Below are 17,126 nucleotides of genomic sequence, written 5' to 3'. Positions count from 1 at the left end.
GGTGGCTACTCTAAATCTTGCTACATTACAAAAAATTTCTACACAAATTCTTGCGCGTGATGTGCCTTTGTATAAAAGGTACCTTTATCACCAGGTGGACTTTAACGCTCGTTTATTAGGCATTAAAGGTGCGCGTGGTGCGGGTAAAAGTACAATTTTACTGCAGTATGCTAAGTCGCTAAATTTAGCGGCTACTCAGGTTTTGTATGTGACCTGTGACCACCCTGCGATGGTTGGGGTGAGTCTGTATGATCTGGCCGAGGCGTTTTATGCGCGTGGTGGCAGGTTATTATTGGTGGATGAAATTCATAAGGCTGATAACTTTTCGCAAGAACTTAAAGCTGTTTACGATGTGTTTGATTTGCAACTGCTGTTCAGCGGTTCTAGCGCGTTGCAAATTGAACATGCCAGCGCCGATTTATCGCGGCGGGCGGTGGTGCATCGCTTAGGTGTATTGTCGTTTCGTGAGTTTTGTGAATTAGAGCTTGGGCAAACCTTGCCCAGTTTTTCTTTAGCCGAGGTACTGTCCTTACATGAAGATATTGCTGCGCAACTCTTGCAACATTTTCGACCGCTAGAGCAGTTTGCTAAATACCTGCGTTATGGTTGCTATCCTTTTTATCAAGAGTCTTTAGCTGATTATCCTTCTAAGCTGTTGGAGGTGGTTAATTTAACCATTGATTCAGATTTAAGCCGTATTTACCGTATTGATCCGTCTAAGCTGGATAAGCTTAAAAAGATTTTATATATGCTGTGTAGCACTCATCCGTACGAATTAAATGTGTCTAAATTAAGTGCGGCAGCGGGTGTGTCTTGGCCGACTTTGCAGAAATATTTACAGCACATGGATGCCGGTAGTTTGATTCATGTGGTGCGTGGCGGTGTTGGTATGAGGGCGGTCAATAAGCCCGATAAGTTGTTGCTAGATAACCCTAATTTATTTCAGGTACTGTGCGGCGGTAGTAATCTTGATTCTGTGCGTGAGAGTTTTTTTGTTTCGCAATTGGGGCTCAAGCATCAGGTGCATTACCACGATCGCGGTGACTTTGTGGTGGATGATGAATGGGCGTTTGAAGTGGGTGGGGCAAGTAAAACCAGTGCACAGCTGCAGGGCGGTAAAGGCTTTGTTGCAGCCGATGATATTGAGGTGGGCTTCGAGAACAAAATCCCCTTGTGGTTGTTTGGGTTTTTGTATTAGGTATCGCCCCTGTCTCTGCGAGGCCTTAGGCCGCGGCAGTCCATGGTTGGACACCGTGTGGTTTGCGAGGTGGATTGCTTCGCTGCGCTCGCAAAGACGCGCTTCTGTCTCTGCGAGGCCTTTAGGCCGTGGCAGTCCACGGTTGGACACCGTGTGGTTTGCGAGGTGGATTGCTTCACTTCGTTCGCAAAGACGCGCTTCTGTCTCTGCGAGGCCGTAGGCCGTGGCAGTCCACGGTTGGGCACCGCGCGGTTTGAGAGGTGGATTGCTTCACTTCGTTCGCAAAAACGGGGTGGGGCTTGCTTTTAATTAACCGGGCTGTGCGCGTTTAATGACGCCCATTTGCATGCCAAACAAGTTAAAAACACTGTTTAAAGTCTGCAAGGTTGGATTGCCTTCATTGTGTTCAATTTGACGCAAGGCTCGCAAAGAGATTTTGCACATGCGCGCAAATTGCGCTTGGCCTAAGCCGGTAACGTCTTTACGTAATCTGTATACCGCCTCACCAATACTGATCTTACCCTGTGCGAGTTGTTCGCCTAATTCATCTAAGTAACGCTGCCGCTCAAAAACATCCATTAACATAGCCCCCACCTAGTAAATTGGTGTTGTAATCCTTGCTGTGGGTTGGCAACGCTCAGTAGAGCAGCATCATGCCATTGACCTTCGACATAGAGCTGTAGAGTTAATGCATTCATGGATGTACCACCAGGCAATATAATGCTGAAAATCTTATCACACAGCTTGGAAATGGCAATATAATGCCTAAAATCCATGTGGGTAAGAATATGTTGGCATTATAATGCCTTTTTTGTCGCTGGAAGACTGGCCCCGCGTGGTTTGAGAGGTGGATTGCTTCGCTGCGCTCGCAATGAACTGTGCTTTATTTCAAGCAAAGACTGGGGAATGGGCGTAAAGGCAGTGAGGCGTCTTGATGTGATGTAAGGCTATGAAAACTATGATCTTCAGGAAGAAGATCCTTATCTGCTTAGTGGTTCTACATGTCTGATAAATCGTTTGGGCATTACGGATACCCAAGCGCTGAATGAGGCTGAAGCCGCTATTAGCGAAGTGGCTTTTGCGGAGTTGATAGCGAACTCAATTATCAAAAGACGTTTTAAGTCAGGTCTTGAGTTGTTTCACAGTCATTATAAGCAAGCGGTGAATCAGTGGCTGCTGTATGATAACTCCACTGAAACCAAGGTGTTATTAGAGCGAGGTGACAACTTATGAGCTCTCAAGTTGATTTAAACTTAGATTTTGAGCGTGAAGTGTCTGCTGCCTTATTACGTGCAGCCGAACTTGCACGAGATGAGGCGATTAAAACTAATACGGGGATTGTTGTGTCCCAGGATGGCAAAGTTATAACTATAACTGCGGAACAATTACGCGAAAAGAGAAAGAGTCAGTCTAGGGCTAGGTAAAATAGAGTTACTACGAGTTATAAGGGCATCTGCGAGGCCTGCGCAACTGTCTCTGCGAGGCCGTAGGTTGATATGCGTCTCTGCGAGGAGCGTAGCGACGTGGCAGTCCATGGTTCTAGTACTCGGCCGTGGTAGTCCACTAGGGCTTGGCATTAAACAACGCTTGCCAAGTTTTGGGCCCGACTATGCCGTCGATTTTTAGTGGCGTATCAGAGAGCTGGCTGTTGGCTTGAAACCATTTAACCGCGTGCTCGGTTTTAGCACCGAAGTAGTTGTCTATTTTGAGCGCAGGTTGATAGCCGAGGGCATTTAAGCGTTGTTGAATGTGTTTTACGCTGCTGTGTTGTTGTTGGCTGCGTTGCATCAACTGCCCAGGGTAAGGGCGGGGCGTTCTTATAATCGGTGCGAGTTGTGCATCTGCTTGAGTTGCGGGGGCCGGTTGCATAAGGGCAAAGGCATCCAATTGTTTAAGCAGCACCGCTGCACCACATTGTTTTGAAACCAAATTGGCATCAAATCGGCCATCTGCAGCATACTTGCCGCGCTGATAATGCTGCGAAAAAGACCATAAATAAGGTGACAATACCTGCGGATGATAACGGCGATAACCCCAGCCGTTATAGGCTTCGAGCTTAAATAACGTGCCGGCGATGCTCCAGTCACGCCATTTGCCAAGACCGCTGTAATGCAATGCATCCACAGCCGAGGCTTCCCAAGTGAAAGGCGGTCGCGTCAGTGGGCGGTGCGCAGGAACATTAACCGTGCGGCTGTGCAGTGGATCGCCGTTGTGTAGGTGTCGATCAAAACGCTGACTGGACTCCAGCGCATGAATCACCGCAATCACTGCCCAAGGTACCTGTGTTTTGTCGGCGACTTGTGCGTAGCGGCTGTGTTGCTGGCGTAGTTGTGCAGTTAAACGCACCACCGCAGCTTGGTGCTGCGGCTGGACCGTGCAGGTGGCAAACAGTTGTTGGTACACCGCAGCTAATCTGCGGGTGAGACGAATGGGGTTGTTCATAACCAGCGCATCCTTAGCAATCAACCTGACTCTAAGCAGTGTTTTAAAGTAAGCTTATAGTTTTTTTAGCGATATATATGTGACCGGTTTGGGCTTTTGGCTGGAACGGTAAAGAGTTAAGGGTAGTGGTTTAATTTGCAGGGATTTGTATATGAGTTCTAAACAACAGCGTGTGCTGCTGACTGGTGCAACAGGCTTCGTAGGCAGTGCTGTGCAGCAGCGCATTATTACCGACGAGCAGTATGCTTTAACCATTGCTGTGCGCCGACCTGTGGCTGCGCCAAGTGCTGTAAGCGTGGTACAAGTGCCAGAGCTAACTGCGCATACGGATTGGCGTGAGGCATTACAAGGCGTCGATGTAGTGGTTCACTCTGCTGCCCGTGTGCATGTGATGAATGAGACCTCGGCTGATCCTTTGGCTGAGTTTCGTAAAGTGAATGTTGAAGGTACTTTAGCTCTAGCGCGCCAAGCTGCGTCTGCTGGAGTGCAGCGTTTTGTATTTGTTAGTTCGATTAAAGTGAATGGCGAAGGTACTGAGCTGGGGCAGCCGTATAGCGCTGATACGTTAGCGAATCCTAGCGATCCTTACGGTGTGTCGAAATATGAAGCTGAGCAGGCGCTGTTAGCCTTAGCGCAAGAAACGGGTTTAGAAGTGGCAATTATTCGCCCGGTTCTGGTCTATGGCCCTGGTGTGAAAGCCAATTTTCGCAGCATGATGAAGTGGGTGCAGCGTGGTGTACCTCTGCCTCTTGGTGCTATTCATAACAAGCGCAGTTTGGTTGCGTTGGATAATTTGGTTGACTTGATTTTGACCTGCGCAAAACATCCAGCGGCTATTAATCAGGTATTTTTAGCCAGTGATGGGGAAGACTTATCGACGACCCAAATGTTGCAGCATTTAGGCGTTGCGTTAGATAAGAAAGCGCGTTTAGTGCCTGTGCCTATGAGCTGGTTAAATTTAGGATTTACGCTACTGGGTAAAAAGAGTTTTACCCAGCGTCTGTGTGGATCATTGCAAGTTGATATCAGTAAAAACCAGCAGCTATTGGGCTGGACTCCTCCCATGTCGGTTAACGATGCCATGCGCAAAACTGCAGCGGCGTATTTGGCAGAGTCTTAGGATTGGGTTTGAGTGTATGACAAAGACATTATTAATATTGGGTGCGGGCGGGCACGGTAAAGCCGTTGCTGAGTCTGCTTTGTTATCTGGCCAGTGGCAGCGGATCTTATTTGTTGATGATCGCTGGCCGACCTTGCAAGAGTCCTTTGGTTTGCCTGTGGTCACTGATGTTGCTGGTTTGGCGGCATTTGTTGATAAAGCGCAAGGCGCGATTGCGGCTGTCGGTAACAATCAAGTGCGTGCAAAGTGGTGTACAGCCATTGAGCAGGCGGGCATTGATCTGGTCTCTGTGGTGCATCCGCGTGCCTACGTCAGTGCTTCAGTTGCTTTAGGTGCAGGTACTGCGGTGATGGCCTTGGCAATGGTTGGCGCTGACGCCAAAGTTGGCCGCGGAGCCATTATTAATGCCAATGCTACGCTGGATCATGACGCCGTTTTAGGCGACTTTGCCCACTTAGGCGTGGGTGTGCAGATAGCCGGCGGTGTTCGGGTTGGCGCACGAGCTTGGCTGCAAGCGGGTTGCAGTGCGGGGTATCATGTTGTGGTGCCAGAAGACGAAAATATACCAGCGGGTGCGGCGTTGCGTGCGGAATAAATATTTTTATTTAGGGTATAGGGACTTACCATAATGGTAAAAAATGTTATTCTTAGTCGGGAGTTGCGGCCTGAAGTCACATTAGCTACTGGTTCCTCGAGAAATATTGATGCTGGCCCTTTATATTCAATGGATGAGTGGAATGAAGCAGCAGGTAAGTTTTTTCCTACAGAATATTATTTGAAGTTCGCAATAGGAAAAACAGGACTGATGTTACTGGTTGTATCCTGTCATCTATGAAGGAGTCAAAAATGACAACTGATAAGAAAGTGTCGCCAATATGTCCGCTATGCGAGCAGGGCGTTTTAACTGAGCAAGAAACAAGTGAGTTGACTGTCTATAAAGGCGTTGAACGTATGTTGCCATTGCATTTTGCCTGCTGTTCAGAGTGTGGTACTGAGCAGGCAGAGGCTAAGCACATCCGAGCTAATAAGCGTGCTATGCAGGCTTTTAAAAAAGAAGTGGATGGTTTGCTAACAGGTGTGCAAATGCGTGAACTGCGTGAGTCTTTAGGTTTGACTCAAGGTCAAGCTGCAGAAGTGTTTGGTGGTGGGCCTGTAGCTTTTAGTAAATATGAGTCGGATGATGTGGCCCAATCAGAAGGGATGGATAAATTGTTGCGTGTTGCCCAAGCTGTGCCTGCGGCGTTTGCGTGGCTGAAGCAGCATGCTGGGTTTGCAGCCGATCAAGCAGCGTTATCAAAAGAGTCTATGGTGCTTCCTTTGGCTGCTGTCGGAGTGAAGCGCTGCGCACAGCCACAGAAGTTTGCAGATTTTCAACTACAAACCCCTATGCGTGAGCAGTTAGTCATTGGTACGGCATACTTTACTGGTGCTGCGCAAAGTCAGTGGGTTCATTAACATGAGTATTCAATTATCACCTTTACAGCTGATGCAGATGACGTTTACTAAAACGCAGGTTGAAGTATTTGAAACTGTTGAGGATGCTGGTGAGTTTTGGGCACCACAGTTTGATTTTGAAGGCGTAAACTTACTTGTCGAAAACACCATAGGTCAACAGGAAAACAATACGACTGACTTTATGGTCGCGCTGCGTGTTGCAGTGTTAAATGAGGCTGATGCAGTCAAAAAAGCACCTTACACCTTTGATATTGCTGTGCAGGGCGTGTTTAAGCTCGCAGAGAGTTTTACTTGTGAAGATCGGCGCGACTTAGTTCGAGTGAACGGCTCGGCTATGTTGTATGGTGCTATTCGCGATATGTTGCAGCAAATCACCGCACGCTCGATGTACGGTACATTGCTACTGCCAACACTGCACTTTTTACCAGAAAGTACAGACAGCAAAAAACTATAATATTTATCTTCTAAAACTATGGAATACTCAATGAGTAACGGACTGATAATTGCGGCTGTATTTATCGCTGCATTTGTATTGACTTGGGTTTTACGCCGCTATGCTTTGGCCAGCAGCTTGATGGATATTCCCAACGAACGCAGCTCACATTCAGTGCCTACGCCGCGCGGTGGTGGGGTGGCGATTGTGTTGAGCTTTCTTGCTGTGTTGCCACTGCTGGGCGTTATGCAGTGGCTGCCTTGGTCTGCTGTAATCGCCACTGTTGGCGCAGGAGCGGCTGTGGCTGTGCTGGGTTTCTTAGATGACCATGGTCATATTGCTGCACGCTGGCGTTTACTCGGTCATTTCTCTGCTGCGGCTTGGGCTTTGTATTGGTTAGGTGGTTTGCCGCCACTGTTGGTGTTTGGTTATACCTTTGATTTGGGCATCTTTGGCAGCATCTTGGCTGCGGTTTATATTGTTTGGCTGCTTAATCTGTATAATTTTATGGACGGCATTGATGGCATTGCCAGCGTTGAAGCCATTTGTGTGTGCCTCGGTGGCGCGCTTTTGTATGCGCTGCTGGGTGCTTCGGTTTTAGCTCTGCTGCCATTGTTATTGGCTGCTGCTGTGGCGGGTTTTTTATGCTGGAACTTTCCCCCAGCCAGAATTTTTATGGGCGATGCCGGTAGTGGTTTTTTAGGCTTGATTTTGGCGGTGCTGTCGTTACAGGCGGCTTGGTTTAAAGCTGAGCTGCTGTGGAGTTGGGTGATTTTATTGGGTGTGTTTGTGGTGGATGCGACCTTTACTCTGCTGCGTCGTTTATTGCGCGGCGATAAAGTCTATGAAGCGCACCGCAGCCATGCCTATCAATATGCATCGCGTCAGTTTGGCGCACATCGCTCGGTAACTTTGGCGGTGCTACTGATTAACCTAGTGTGGCTGTTACCGCTGGCGCTAGCAGTGGGCTTGGGTTATCTCGATGGCTTGCTGGGCGTGTTGATTGCTTATGTACCGCTGCTGCTACTTGCCATCAAGTTTAAAGCAGGGCAGTTAGAAAAGGCTGGGCTGTGAGCCTAGCTGGGTTGTTTGTATGTTGCTGACCATTTACTAGATCTAAAGGGACACAGATGAATCCAAGAGAGTGGCTATTAAACCTGCCGCGCCGTTATAAGCGTTTATTACAAGTCTTTGCCGATGTTATTTTGGTGTGGCTGTCTTTGTGGTTGGCCTTTATTGTGCGCTTGGGGTTCGATCATGGCGTTGACCTGTTAGGCGAGCAGCGTTGGCTGTTTATGGTTGCGCCAGTGATTGCGATACCGCTGTTTGTGCGCTTTGGTATGTACCGCGCGGTGATGCGCTATGTGGGCAAGGAAGTGTTGGTCGCTATTGTCCAAGCAGTCACGGTCTCGGCGTTGGTTTTTGCGTTGGCTATTTATTGGTTTCAAGCAGATACCGTAGCAGTGCCGCGTTCGTTGGTGATCAACTACTGGTGGCTGAGTATTCTCACCTTGGGTGGTTTGCGCTTGGTAATGCGCCAGTATTTCTTAGGTGACTGGCTCGAAGCGGTGCCGAGTGTGCCCTTTATGAAGCAGCCTGATCATTTGCCCCGTGTCGCAATTTACGGTGCTGGTTCGGCGGGAAATCAGCTGGTTGCTGCTTTGCGGATGGGTAAGTCAATGCGTCCTGTGGCGTTTATTGATGATGACGATGCCATTGCGACCCGTACCATTGCAGGCTTAAAGGTATACAAACCTAAGCACATTCAGCAAATGATTGATGTGACTGGCGCGACCCAAGTGCTATTGGCGATGCCTTCGGCGACACGTGCTCGGCGTCGTGAAGTGTTGGCAGCGTTAGAGCCTTTTGCCCTGCATGTGCGCAGTATTCCTGGCTTTATGGACTTGGCCAGCGGCCGAGTGAAGGTGCAAGACCTGCAAGAAGTGGATATTGCTGATTTGCTGGGGCGTGATCCAGTTGCGCCACAGATGGAGCTGTTTGAGCGCTGCATTGATGGCAAAGTGGTGATGGTCACTGGTGCGGGCGGCTCGATTGGTTCGGAGTTGTGTCGGCAGATTTTAGCCAGCGGGGCGACCACTTTAATTTTGTTTGAGCACAGTGAGTTTAATCTTTACAGCATTCAGCAGGAGCTCAACAGCCGGATAGCGCAGGAAGCATTGCGAGTGCGCTTGATTCCGATTTTAGGCTCTATCCGTAACTTACCGCGCCTGCGTGAGGTGATGACGACTTGGAAGGTGGACACTGTTTACCATGCGGCGGCATATAAGCATGTGCCGATGGTGGAGCACAACACTGCGGAAGGTATTCTGAATAATGTCATTGGCACGTTAAATACCGCGCAGGCAGCGATTATGACTGAAGTGGAGCACTTTGTCTTGATCTCCACGGACAAGGCCGTGCGCCCCACCAATATTATGGGCAGCACTAAGCGCTTGGCGGAAATGGTCTTGCAGGCGCTGAGTAAAGAGCTGTCCACGCGTATATTTATGGATGCTGCCGATGAGCAAAGCTATGTCAATAACACCCGTTTTACTATGGTGCGTTTTGGTAATGTGCTGGGCTCGTCTGGTTCGGTGATACCGCTGTTTCGTGAGCAGATTAAGCGTGGTGGTCCGGTCACTGTAACCCATCCAAAGATGACCCGTTATTTTATGACCATCCCAGAAGCCTCGCAGTTAGTGATTCAAGCCGGTGCCATGGGGCAGGGCGGTGATGTGTTTGTTTTGGATATGGGGGAGCCGGTTAAAATCGTTGAACTGGCGGAGAAAATGATCAATCTGACCGGTTTAACGGTACGCAGTGAAAGTAATCCAAGTGGCGAGATTGCCATTGAGTTCAGCGGCCTGCGTCCAGGTGAAAAACTCTACGAAGAGTTGCTGATTGGCGATAATGTCTCGCCAACTGAACACGCGATGATCATGCGTGCTGATGAAGAGTTTTTGCCATGGTCTGAGTTGTCAGTGGTGCTGCACGAGTTGCTAGATGCCACCGAGCAAGGCGATTGCCTCATGATCCGCCAGCTTCTACGCCAAACCGTCGATGGCTACGTACCGCAAGGCGAGGTGGTGGATTTGGTGTTTAATCAAAAAAAGCTCAGTAAGCAGGCTGTGCTGTAATTCTGAGTTGTTTTTGACGCTGTATAGGCAATTTTTGGACACTGTTTCGACACCCAGCACCCTAAAAAGCAAAAGCCCCTGAAAATCACTAGGATAATCAAGGGCTTAGGTGTTTCTGTTTGGTGGAGCCGGGGGGATTTGAACCCCCGTCCGCCAGTACTCCGCTGTCGGTACTACATGCTTAGCCGTGTCTACTAATTTAATCCGCAGCCGCCCGATCGGCAGGGTGCTTTGGATGAGTTGTGTAAGTTTTAGCCACTTCGTCCACAACGTACTACGCGGCGATTCTGTTCTATCTGACAGTCACTTCGAGTTTACAGACATCCTCTTGTGACTGCTGGAGCCGAAGCTACCAGGGGAGCGACTCGGCTGCTTACGCAGCTAGAGCTTGTGCTCCGTAGTTTTCGTCATTGGCAACTATAAAAGTTGCAACAGTGGATTTACGAGTTCTGTTACCAACTCGGCATGCACCTAAAGTTTCGCAACCAGCGTCGAATCCTAATCGGCCCCAAAGCTGTGCACTTACAAGGTGACAGAACAAGCATCTTACGCTAAAAAGCGCCGCGTGTCGATTACTGATCCCATGCTGGGCTGAATAACCTGCAACGCTTTGTTGCTTGCTTACCCTATATATGGAGCGCTTTGTGTGAATTTCAAGGGCGCGGGGTAAATACTTAACGGCTGCTGGAGATCTTGGCTAAGTTGCCGCCTTCAAAGCGTAAAAAGTAATACATGCCGCCTTTGGGGCCGTACACCCACTCAGTCACGCGCAGTTCATGGCTGTGGCCGTATTGGTTGATAACGCGCTTAAAGCCCAGCTCATCTTCGCTGATCGGTTCGCCGCATTTGCTGCGCACCTCGTGGCTGTCGGCACCTAAACTGACCAGCTGGCTGTTGCAGCGGTAGGTGGATGATGCCAGTGCCGGTGTGCTCAGGCTCAGCAGTAATAAAACATATAAAACAGGACGCAACATAATAACCTCAAGGGCTGATTGGCGCGCAGATTAATTGCGTTGGCCGTCGATACTGACTAAACGGTTACCGACAAAGCGTAAAAAATACAGCATGCCGCCGCGTGGGCCATAGACCCATTCTTCGATGGGCAGTTCGCGCTGGTTGTATTCGCCAACGGTATAGCCCACCGCTTCACGGGCAACGGGTTCGCCGCATTTGCGCTGCACCATAAAAGCGCGGTCGCCGATGCTGACTAATTGGTTGCCGCAGCGAAAGGTGTTGGCCGTGGCGCTGAGGCTAAATAAACCCAACGCCAGGCAGCAGGCCATAGCAGTTATAGCTTTCATTACATACTCCCCAGATGCAGTGTGCTGATTACGCCTTGCTCGGCGCTGGCTTTGCCTTCACTGACATCAATTAAATAGACCCGCTCGGCATCCAATTGCGCCTGTTCGATTAAGTACTCTTTGATGCTGTTAGCACGGGCTTGAGCTAAGCGGCGTAACCCCAATGGGCTGTGGGCATAGCTTTGCAGCACGGCGTCGCGCATCAGTTGTTCGCGTTCTTCTTTTTTAAGTTCGGCCCATTGCGCCGGTGGCTGTTGTTTAAGTTGGCTGCGGTAAATGCCTTCCAGCAGAATGGGTTTTTCTTTGTCTGGTACTTCGAGGTTTTCTTTACTGGAGTCTATTTTAGTGCCGCGGTGCTGCAAAATGCTGTACCAGGCGTCTTGGTAGGCCGCATCTAAACGCATTTGCGCCAACAGTGGGCCATCTAAATCAGCACGGCTGCCGCCTTCCACTTCGAGGCGCAGTTGCGGGCGCTCTTTCAGGGCTTGGCTGAGGGTGTCTAGGCTTTTCGCTGCGGCGGGGTTGATGGTGTATTCCCCCGGTAAAAACACCACTTCGCTGAGCTCTGTGTTGTTGCTGTGGGCGAGGCCGGCAATAAAGTTAAATGGTGCAGCTACGGCGCGGGTGATCAGGTTGCGGAAAGTTTGCCAAACAATGGGCGCAACTTTGAACTCCGGGTTGTTTAAATCACCTTGGATCGGTAAGTCGATGGCGATGCGGCCTTTGCTGTCTTTGAGTAAGGCAATGGCTAAACGCACAGGTAAATCCACCGCGTCAGGGCTATCGACGCGTTCGCCCAGTTGCAATTCTTCCAGTAACAGCTGGTTGCTGGCGTTGAGTTTGCCGTCGGTGATTTGATAGTGCAGGTTGAGGTTTAACCGACCTTTTTGGATGCGGTAGCCGGCAAATTTGCCTGAGTACGGGGTTAAGGTGGTCAGTTCCACGTGCTTAAAGTCGGTGGTGATATCCAGCTTTTTTAATGGATCAAAAGGCATCAGGCTGCCGCTGATAGTAACCGGTGCATAGCGATCAATGCTGCCGGTGATGTCCACTTTGGCGACGCTATTGGTTTGGTTGTCGAGGGTGCCGATGCTGCCGTTGAGCTTTTGGATGGCGGTAGCAAAACTGGGTTGTAAGCTGTAGTCGGCAAAGTTTGCTGAGCCATCTTTGATCTCAATGCCGCCAATGCGCATGGCAAATTCTGGGCTGTCGGCTGCTGGGGTGGCAGCAGGTTTAGGCGGCTGTGGGATCATTAGCTCGCTGATATTGGTGGTGAGGTCTTGATTAATAATAAAGCGCACATAAGGCTCGGCGAGCACCAGTTTATTGATGTCCAGTTGCTGTTTTTGCAGTTGATAGTGAATGCCATTGATATCCACTGTTTGCCATTTCAGTAGATCACGCTGGCCGTGGCTGTCGCGTATATGCAGTTGGGTGATGGCTGCGTCACCGCTGACGTCCAGCTGCAGGTTATCTAAATCGCTGACTTGCAGCTGCAGGGCGCTGTTAAGCAGGCCGCTGCGCAGCTCTATACGTGCATAGGGGCTGATCCAGGCTTGCGCAGGGCGTAGGTCAAGATCGCTGCTGTTGAGGCTCATCGCGACTTTTAGCGGCTGCAGGGTGACTGTGGCGTTGCTGCTGAGTTTGCCGTGCTCGCCGACTTGGGTGTCGAGCTCGGCGTTAAAGGTTGAGTTGGCTTGGCTGTCAAAATCTTTAATTTTTAAGTTGAAGTCTGCCAGCTCTAGGGCCACGGGCTGGCTTTGGCTAAGGTCTTCAAGGTGAAACTTTTGTTGTTTAAAGTCCGCTTGTTTCACCAGAATGCGCCAAGCAGGGCTGGCGTCTTTATCTTTGTTGGCTTGGTCTGTGCTGTCAGGCGCTGGGCTGCTGTTAGCTGTTGCGGGCTGCTGCGCTGCGCTGGGTAAGAGTTTTTGCCAGTTGCTGACACCCTCGGCATCAATTTGCGCCCAGGCTTCGAGTTTGCTGCTGCTGGCTTGGCCGATGAGCAGTTTTTGTTGTTGCAGATCAAAGCTGCTGTTGCTGATGCTGAATTGTTCGAGGCGCGCTAAAGGCAACTGTTGTTGCGCAGTTTTTTGATCAAGTTTGAGGCCGTTAATTTGCGCGCTGAGCTGCTTGGCGGTGAAGGTGAGGCTTGGGCTCAATTGCAGCGCGTAGTGGGTGTCGAGGCTTAAACGGCCCGCGCCCAGCTGTGCATTAAAGTGTTCGCGGACATAGGGCCACCAGCTTTTTAGTTCGGCATTGCTCAGTTGCAGGTGGCCGTTGGAGCTGAGTGGGCTGATGCTGAAATCCCCTTGCCATTGCAGCTGCGCACCATCGCTGGCTTGGGCGCTAAGTTGTAATTCGCTGCTGCTGGAGGGGCGGGTGTCGAAGTTGTTTAGGGTGATATTAATATCAGCTAAGGTGACGTCCACTTGCTCTTGTTGGCGCTGATCGTTAAAGCGCACATGGCCTTGCTGCAGTTGTAGGCGATCAATAAGCACGGCCAAAGGCGCGCTGGCTTCAGGCTCAGGTTGTTCGCTGGCGGCCGGCAGTTTAAATAAAGTGCTGAGGTTTAATTCGCCCTGAGGATTGAGTACCACTTGGCTTTGCGCTTGCTGCAACTGTACGTCGTGCAGGTGCAGGGTTTTGCTCCAGAGGCTGTCGTAGGCCAGTTTGCCGTAGAGGTGCTGCAGGCTCAGTTGCTGGTTGTCGGGTTCACCCACCTGAAACCCCCAAGCATTGAGCTCAAGGGTAAAGGGGTTGAACTCTAAGCGCTGTAATTGTGCCGGGCTGTTGGCATAGACGCCAAGCTGCTGATTGATGAGGTGTAAAGCAACGCTGGGAATCAGTAGAAAACCTAACCAGCTGTAGAGGGCGAAGCCACTTATTAAAACTATGACTAAGCGCTTTATTCCTTTGGCCATCACTGCAAACTCCATAATCGGTGTTTGTCTAGTGTATGCAAAATAGATGCAGAGCTGTAGGTGAATGTGACCTAGCGCTCATATTTAGCCGATGAAAGGAAAAGGTTTTGCTCAATTACCGCTGCTGCACTCGGGTTAAGTGCAGCAGCGAGCTGATGGTTGGCTCAGGTTATTTAGCGCTCAATGGCTAAAGCAACACCCTGGCCGCCACCGATGCATAATGTCGCTAAGCCTTTTTTGGCATCACGGCGCTGCATTTCGTGTAAGAGAGTTACTAAAATACGGCAGCCTGATGCACCAATTGGGTGGCCAATAGCAATCGCGCCGCCATTCACGTTGATTTTCTCGGTATCCCAGCCCAGTTCTTGGTTGACGCTCAAGGCTTGTGCGGCAAAGGCTTCGTTGGCTTCAATTAGGTCGAGATCTGCTACATTCCAGCCGGCTTTGCTCAGGCACTTTTGCGTCGCGGCTACCGGGCCAATACCCATAATGCTTGGGTCTACGCCAGCATTAGCATAAGCAACGATACGGGCTAAGACTGGCAGGCCCAGTTCTTTAGCTTTTTCAGCGCTCATTAGCATGACTGCAGCAGCACCGTCATTGAGTGTTGAGGCGTTACCGGCGGTGACTGAGCCGTCTTTTTTAAAGGCTGGACGCAGTTTACCTAAGGATTCAGCGGTGGTGCCATCGCGCGGCTGCTCATCTGTATCGAAAATGATCGGCTCACCTTTGCGCTGCGGAATGCTCACGGGGGTGATTTCATCTACAAAACGGCCAGCGGCAATAGCAGCGCTGGCTTTTTGCTGTGAAGCAGCGGCAAATGTATCTTGCTGTTCGCGAGTTAAGTTGTATTTATCTACTAGGTTTTCTGCGGTGATGCCCATGTGGATGTCATTGAAAGCATCCCATAGGCCGTCTTCAATCATGGTGTCGACAACTTTGCCATGACCCATGCGCAGACCAGTACGGGCACCGGGCATTACGTAGGGGGACAGGCTCATGTTTTCTTGGCCACCGGCAATAACTATTTCTGCGTCGCCGCAACGGATAGCTTGTGCGGCTAAGTGTAGGGCTTTCAGGCCGGACCCGCAGACTTTATTCAAGGTGAAAGCTGGAGTGCTGAAGGGCAGGCCAGCATGGATAGCTGTTTGTCGAGCTGGGTTTTGTCCGCTACCGGCCGTTAGCACTTGACCAAGAATTACTTCATCTACTTGCTCAGGGGCAACGCCGCTTTGCTCTAATAGGCTGCGCACTACAATAGCGCCTAATTCTGGTGCGGGGATTTTGGCTAAACTGCCTTGAAAACTACCAATTGCGGTGCGCGTGGCGGCAACAATGACGACTTCGTGCATGGGAACTTCCTCTTATATTTAGGTTAGGGGTTCACTGAACAGGGCTGTTGATGGCGCTGCTCAGTCACTTGGAAAATCTTTGTCTACTTTAGCCGCGGTGGCGGTTTCTAAAGAAGTTAATTAAGCCTTGGGTGGAGGCGTCCGCGCCGTTCAGCGAGGCTTGGCCGGTTAGGCGTTGGTAGACGTCTTCACCGAGCACCTTGCCCAGTTCTACGCCCCATTGGTCAAAGGCATTAGTGCCCCAAACTACGCTCTGCACAAATACTTTATGTTCGTATAAGGCAATTAATGCACCCAAGCGCCGCGGGCAAATTCGCTCGAGCACTAAGGTATTGCTAGGGCGGTTACCTGGAATAGCTTTGTGTGGTGCGAGGCGAGCCACTTCATCTTCTGGCAGGCCTTTGTCACGCAGTTCTTGTGCGGCTTGTTCCAGGCTTTTACCCTGCATTAAGGCTTGGCTTTGGGATAAGCAGTTGGCGTACAGCCATTGGTGATGGTCGGCAATTTGATTATGGCTGACTACTGGCACGATAAAATCCGCAGGGACTAATAAAGTGCCTTGGTGCAAGAGTTGGTGATAGGCATGTTGGCCGTTACAGCCGACACCCCCCCAAATAACCGAGCCGCTGGGATAGCTGAGGGCTGAGCCATCTTGGCGCACATGCTTGCCATTGGATTCCATATCCAGCTGTTGCAAGTGCTGGGTGAAATTACGCAGGTAATGGTCGTAGGGCAAAATGGCGTGGCTTTGTGCTTGCCAAAAGTCGCTGTACCAAATGCCGAGCATGGCCAGAATCACCGGCATGTTTTCTGCAAAAGGAGCGTTTTGGAAGTGTTGATCCATGCTCCACGCGCCGGCTAACAACTCTTTAAAATTGGACATGCCAATATACAGGGCAATGGGTAAACCAATGGCTGACCACAGGGAGTAGCGTCCACCCACCCAATCCCAAATGGGCAGGATGTTTTCTGCGGCAATGCCAAACTCCACAGCCGCTTCGATATTGCTGGAAACGGCAATAAAGTGGCGGTGAATACTGGCTTCACTGCCGCCTTGGGCTAAATACCAACTGCGCGCTGCTTGGGCATTTTTTAAGGTTTCGAGGGTGCTAAAAGACTTACTTGAGACAATAAATAAGGTGGTTTCGGCATTCAGGCTGTTGCTGAGCTCATGAAACTCGCTACCATCAATATTGGCTAGAAAGTGGCAATGCACCCCTTGTTGGGCAAAGGGCAGTAAGGCTTCAGAGACCAGTTGCGGGCCTAAAAACGAGCCACCAATGCCAATATTAACGATATCGGTGATGGGCTTTTCGCTATAACCGCGCCACAAACCATTGTGAATGCGATTGACCAGCTCGGTCATGTTGTTGAGCACATCATGAATCAGCGGGATTAAATCCTCGCCATCCACCACTAAGCTGTCACCAATGGGGCGACGTAAAGCGGTGTGCAGGGCGGGGCGTTGCTCGGAAGCATTGACCGGCTCGCCATTGAATAAGGCTTGAATGGCAGGCTGCAACTGGCTTTGTTCAGCCAGTTGCATAAGCAGGTCTAGGGTGGTGTCATCCAGCAGGTTTTTCGAAAAATCCAACAGCATGCCGTCATGGTTTAACGAAAAGCGCTGAAAACGCTGCGCATCAGCAGCAAAGGCCTCTGTCATGCGAAAATCTTGCATGTTTAGCCGTTGCTGCTGTAATTGCTGCCAAGCAGGAAGTTGGCTGGCATCAAGAGGGTTGTGGTAATGGGGCATGATGCCAACCTGCT

The 17,126-nt window shown here is 50.3% G+C and carries 16 protein-coding genes and 1 other RNA gene; 9 read left to right on the top strand and 8 right to left on the bottom strand.

From position 1 onward, the window contains the following. Nucleotides 1-94: 94 nt before the first annotated feature. Nucleotides 95-1,198 carry an ATP-binding protein gene (locus O6P33_RS11985; RefSeq protein ID WP_269818007.1) on the top strand — a complete coding sequence of 368 codons (1,104 nt, stop codon included), beginning with the start codon at nt 95-97 and terminating at the stop codon, nt 1,196-1,198. 309 nt (nt 1,199-1,507) lie between these two features. Here O6P33_RS11985 and O6P33_RS11980 read toward each other — a convergent pair whose 3' ends face one another. Next, nucleotides 1,508-1,777, bottom strand: a complete 270-nt coding sequence (locus O6P33_RS11980) for a helix-turn-helix domain-containing protein (RefSeq protein ID WP_269819526.1) — start codon at nt 1,775-1,777, stop codon at nt 1,508-1,510. Between the two features lie 438 nt (nt 1,778-2,215). On the opposite strand from O6P33_RS11980, the gene O6P33_RS11975 reads away from it, so the two are divergent. Next, nucleotides 2,216-2,431: a hypothetical protein gene (locus O6P33_RS11975; protein WP_269818006.1), complete on the top strand. Its 216-nt coding sequence runs from the start codon at nt 2,216-2,218 to the stop codon at nt 2,429-2,431. Beyond that, nucleotides 2,428-2,622: a hypothetical protein gene (locus tag O6P33_RS11970; RefSeq protein ID WP_269818005.1), complete on the top strand. Its 195-nt coding sequence runs from the start codon at nt 2,428-2,430 to the stop codon at nt 2,620-2,622. The genes O6P33_RS11975 and O6P33_RS11970 overlap by 4 nt, the downstream gene beginning before the upstream one ends. Nucleotides 2,623-2,761: 139 nt before the next feature. Here O6P33_RS11970 and O6P33_RS11965 read toward each other — a convergent pair whose 3' ends face one another. Continuing rightward, nucleotides 2,762-3,640, bottom strand: a complete 879-nt coding sequence (locus O6P33_RS11965; RefSeq protein WP_269818004.1) for a peptidoglycan-binding protein — start codon at nt 3,638-3,640, stop codon at nt 2,762-2,764. 151 nt (nt 3,641-3,791) lie between these two features. Between O6P33_RS11965 and O6P33_RS11960 the strand changes: the two genes are divergently transcribed. The 6 genes from O6P33_RS11960 to O6P33_RS11935 all read left to right on the top strand — a co-directional run bounded on the left by O6P33_RS11960 (nt 3,792) and on the right by O6P33_RS11935 (nt 9,785). Continuing rightward, nucleotides 3,792-4,760, top strand: coding sequence for a UDP-glucose 4-epimerase family protein (locus O6P33_RS11960; protein ID WP_269818003.1), 969 nt, complete (start codon nt 3,792-3,794; stop codon nt 4,758-4,760). A gap of 16 nt (nt 4,761-4,776) precedes the next feature. Then, the gene (locus O6P33_RS11955; RefSeq protein WP_269818002.1) at nt 4,777-5,355 is read left to right on the top strand and encodes an acetyltransferase; all 579 of its coding nucleotides are present in this window, start codon (nt 4,777-4,779) and stop codon (nt 5,353-5,355) included. A 251-nt stretch (nt 5,356-5,606) separates the two neighbouring features. Beyond that, on the top strand, nt 5,607-6,215 hold the full coding sequence (locus tag O6P33_RS11950; protein ID WP_269818001.1) for a type II toxin-antitoxin system MqsA family antitoxin: 609 nt from the start codon (nt 5,607-5,609) through the stop codon (nt 6,213-6,215). A 1-nt stretch (nt 6,216) separates the two neighbouring features. Next, nucleotides 6,217-6,669 (top strand): protein-export chaperone SecB, encoded by a 453-nt coding sequence (locus O6P33_RS11945; protein WP_269818000.1) that lies wholly within the window; start codon nt 6,217-6,219, stop codon nt 6,667-6,669. A 30-nt stretch (nt 6,670-6,699) separates the two neighbouring features. Beyond that, a complete protein-coding gene (locus tag O6P33_RS11940) occupies nt 6,700-7,722 on the top strand; it encodes an MraY family glycosyltransferase (protein ID WP_269817999.1) in 1,023 nt (340 codons plus the stop codon). A gap of 56 nt (nt 7,723-7,778) precedes the next feature. Then, nucleotides 7,779-9,785: a polysaccharide biosynthesis protein gene (locus tag O6P33_RS11935; protein ID WP_269817998.1), complete on the top strand. Its 2,007-nt coding sequence runs from the start codon at nt 7,779-7,781 to the stop codon at nt 9,783-9,785. A 120-nt stretch (nt 9,786-9,905) separates the two neighbouring features. Here O6P33_RS11935 and ssrA read toward each other — a convergent pair. The 6 genes from ssrA to pgi form a co-directional block, all read right to left on the bottom strand. After that, nucleotides 9,906-10,295: a transfer-messenger RNA gene (gene ssrA, locus O6P33_RS11930) on the bottom strand. A gap of 164 nt (nt 10,296-10,459) precedes the next feature. Next, entirely contained in the window at nt 10,460-10,759 is a 300-nt protein-coding gene (locus O6P33_RS11925; protein WP_269817997.1) for a DUF2845 domain-containing protein, read from the bottom strand. A gap of 30 nt (nt 10,760-10,789) precedes the next feature. Further along, nucleotides 10,790-11,086: a DUF2845 domain-containing protein gene (locus O6P33_RS11920; RefSeq protein WP_269817996.1), complete on the bottom strand. Its 297-nt coding sequence runs from the start codon at nt 11,084-11,086 to the stop codon at nt 10,790-10,792. Continuing rightward, the gene (locus O6P33_RS11915; RefSeq protein WP_269817995.1) at nt 11,086-14,007 is read right to left on the bottom strand and encodes a DUF748 domain-containing protein; all 2,922 of its coding nucleotides are present in this window, start codon (nt 14,005-14,007) and stop codon (nt 11,086-11,088) included. The genes O6P33_RS11920 and O6P33_RS11915 overlap by 1 nt, the downstream gene beginning before the upstream one ends. Before the next feature lie 173 nt (nt 14,008-14,180). Further along, on the bottom strand, nt 14,181-15,359 hold the full coding sequence (locus tag O6P33_RS11910; protein WP_269817994.1) for an acetyl-CoA C-acetyltransferase: 1,179 nt from the start codon (nt 15,357-15,359) through the stop codon (nt 14,181-14,183). An 88-nt stretch (nt 15,360-15,447) separates the two neighbouring features. Next, nucleotides 15,448-17,112 (bottom strand): glucose-6-phosphate isomerase, encoded by a 1,665-nt coding sequence (gene pgi, locus O6P33_RS11905; protein WP_269817992.1) that lies wholly within the window; start codon nt 17,110-17,112, stop codon nt 15,448-15,450. Nucleotides 17,113-17,126: the final 14 nt, after the last annotated feature.

The sequence above is a fragment of the Denitrificimonas caeni genome (assembly GCF_027498055.1).
In the GTDB taxonomy this organism is placed as follows: Bacteria; Pseudomonadota; Gammaproteobacteria; order Pseudomonadales; family Pseudomonadaceae; genus Denitrificimonas.
This window is presented reverse-complemented; position numbering and strand designations above follow the sequence as displayed.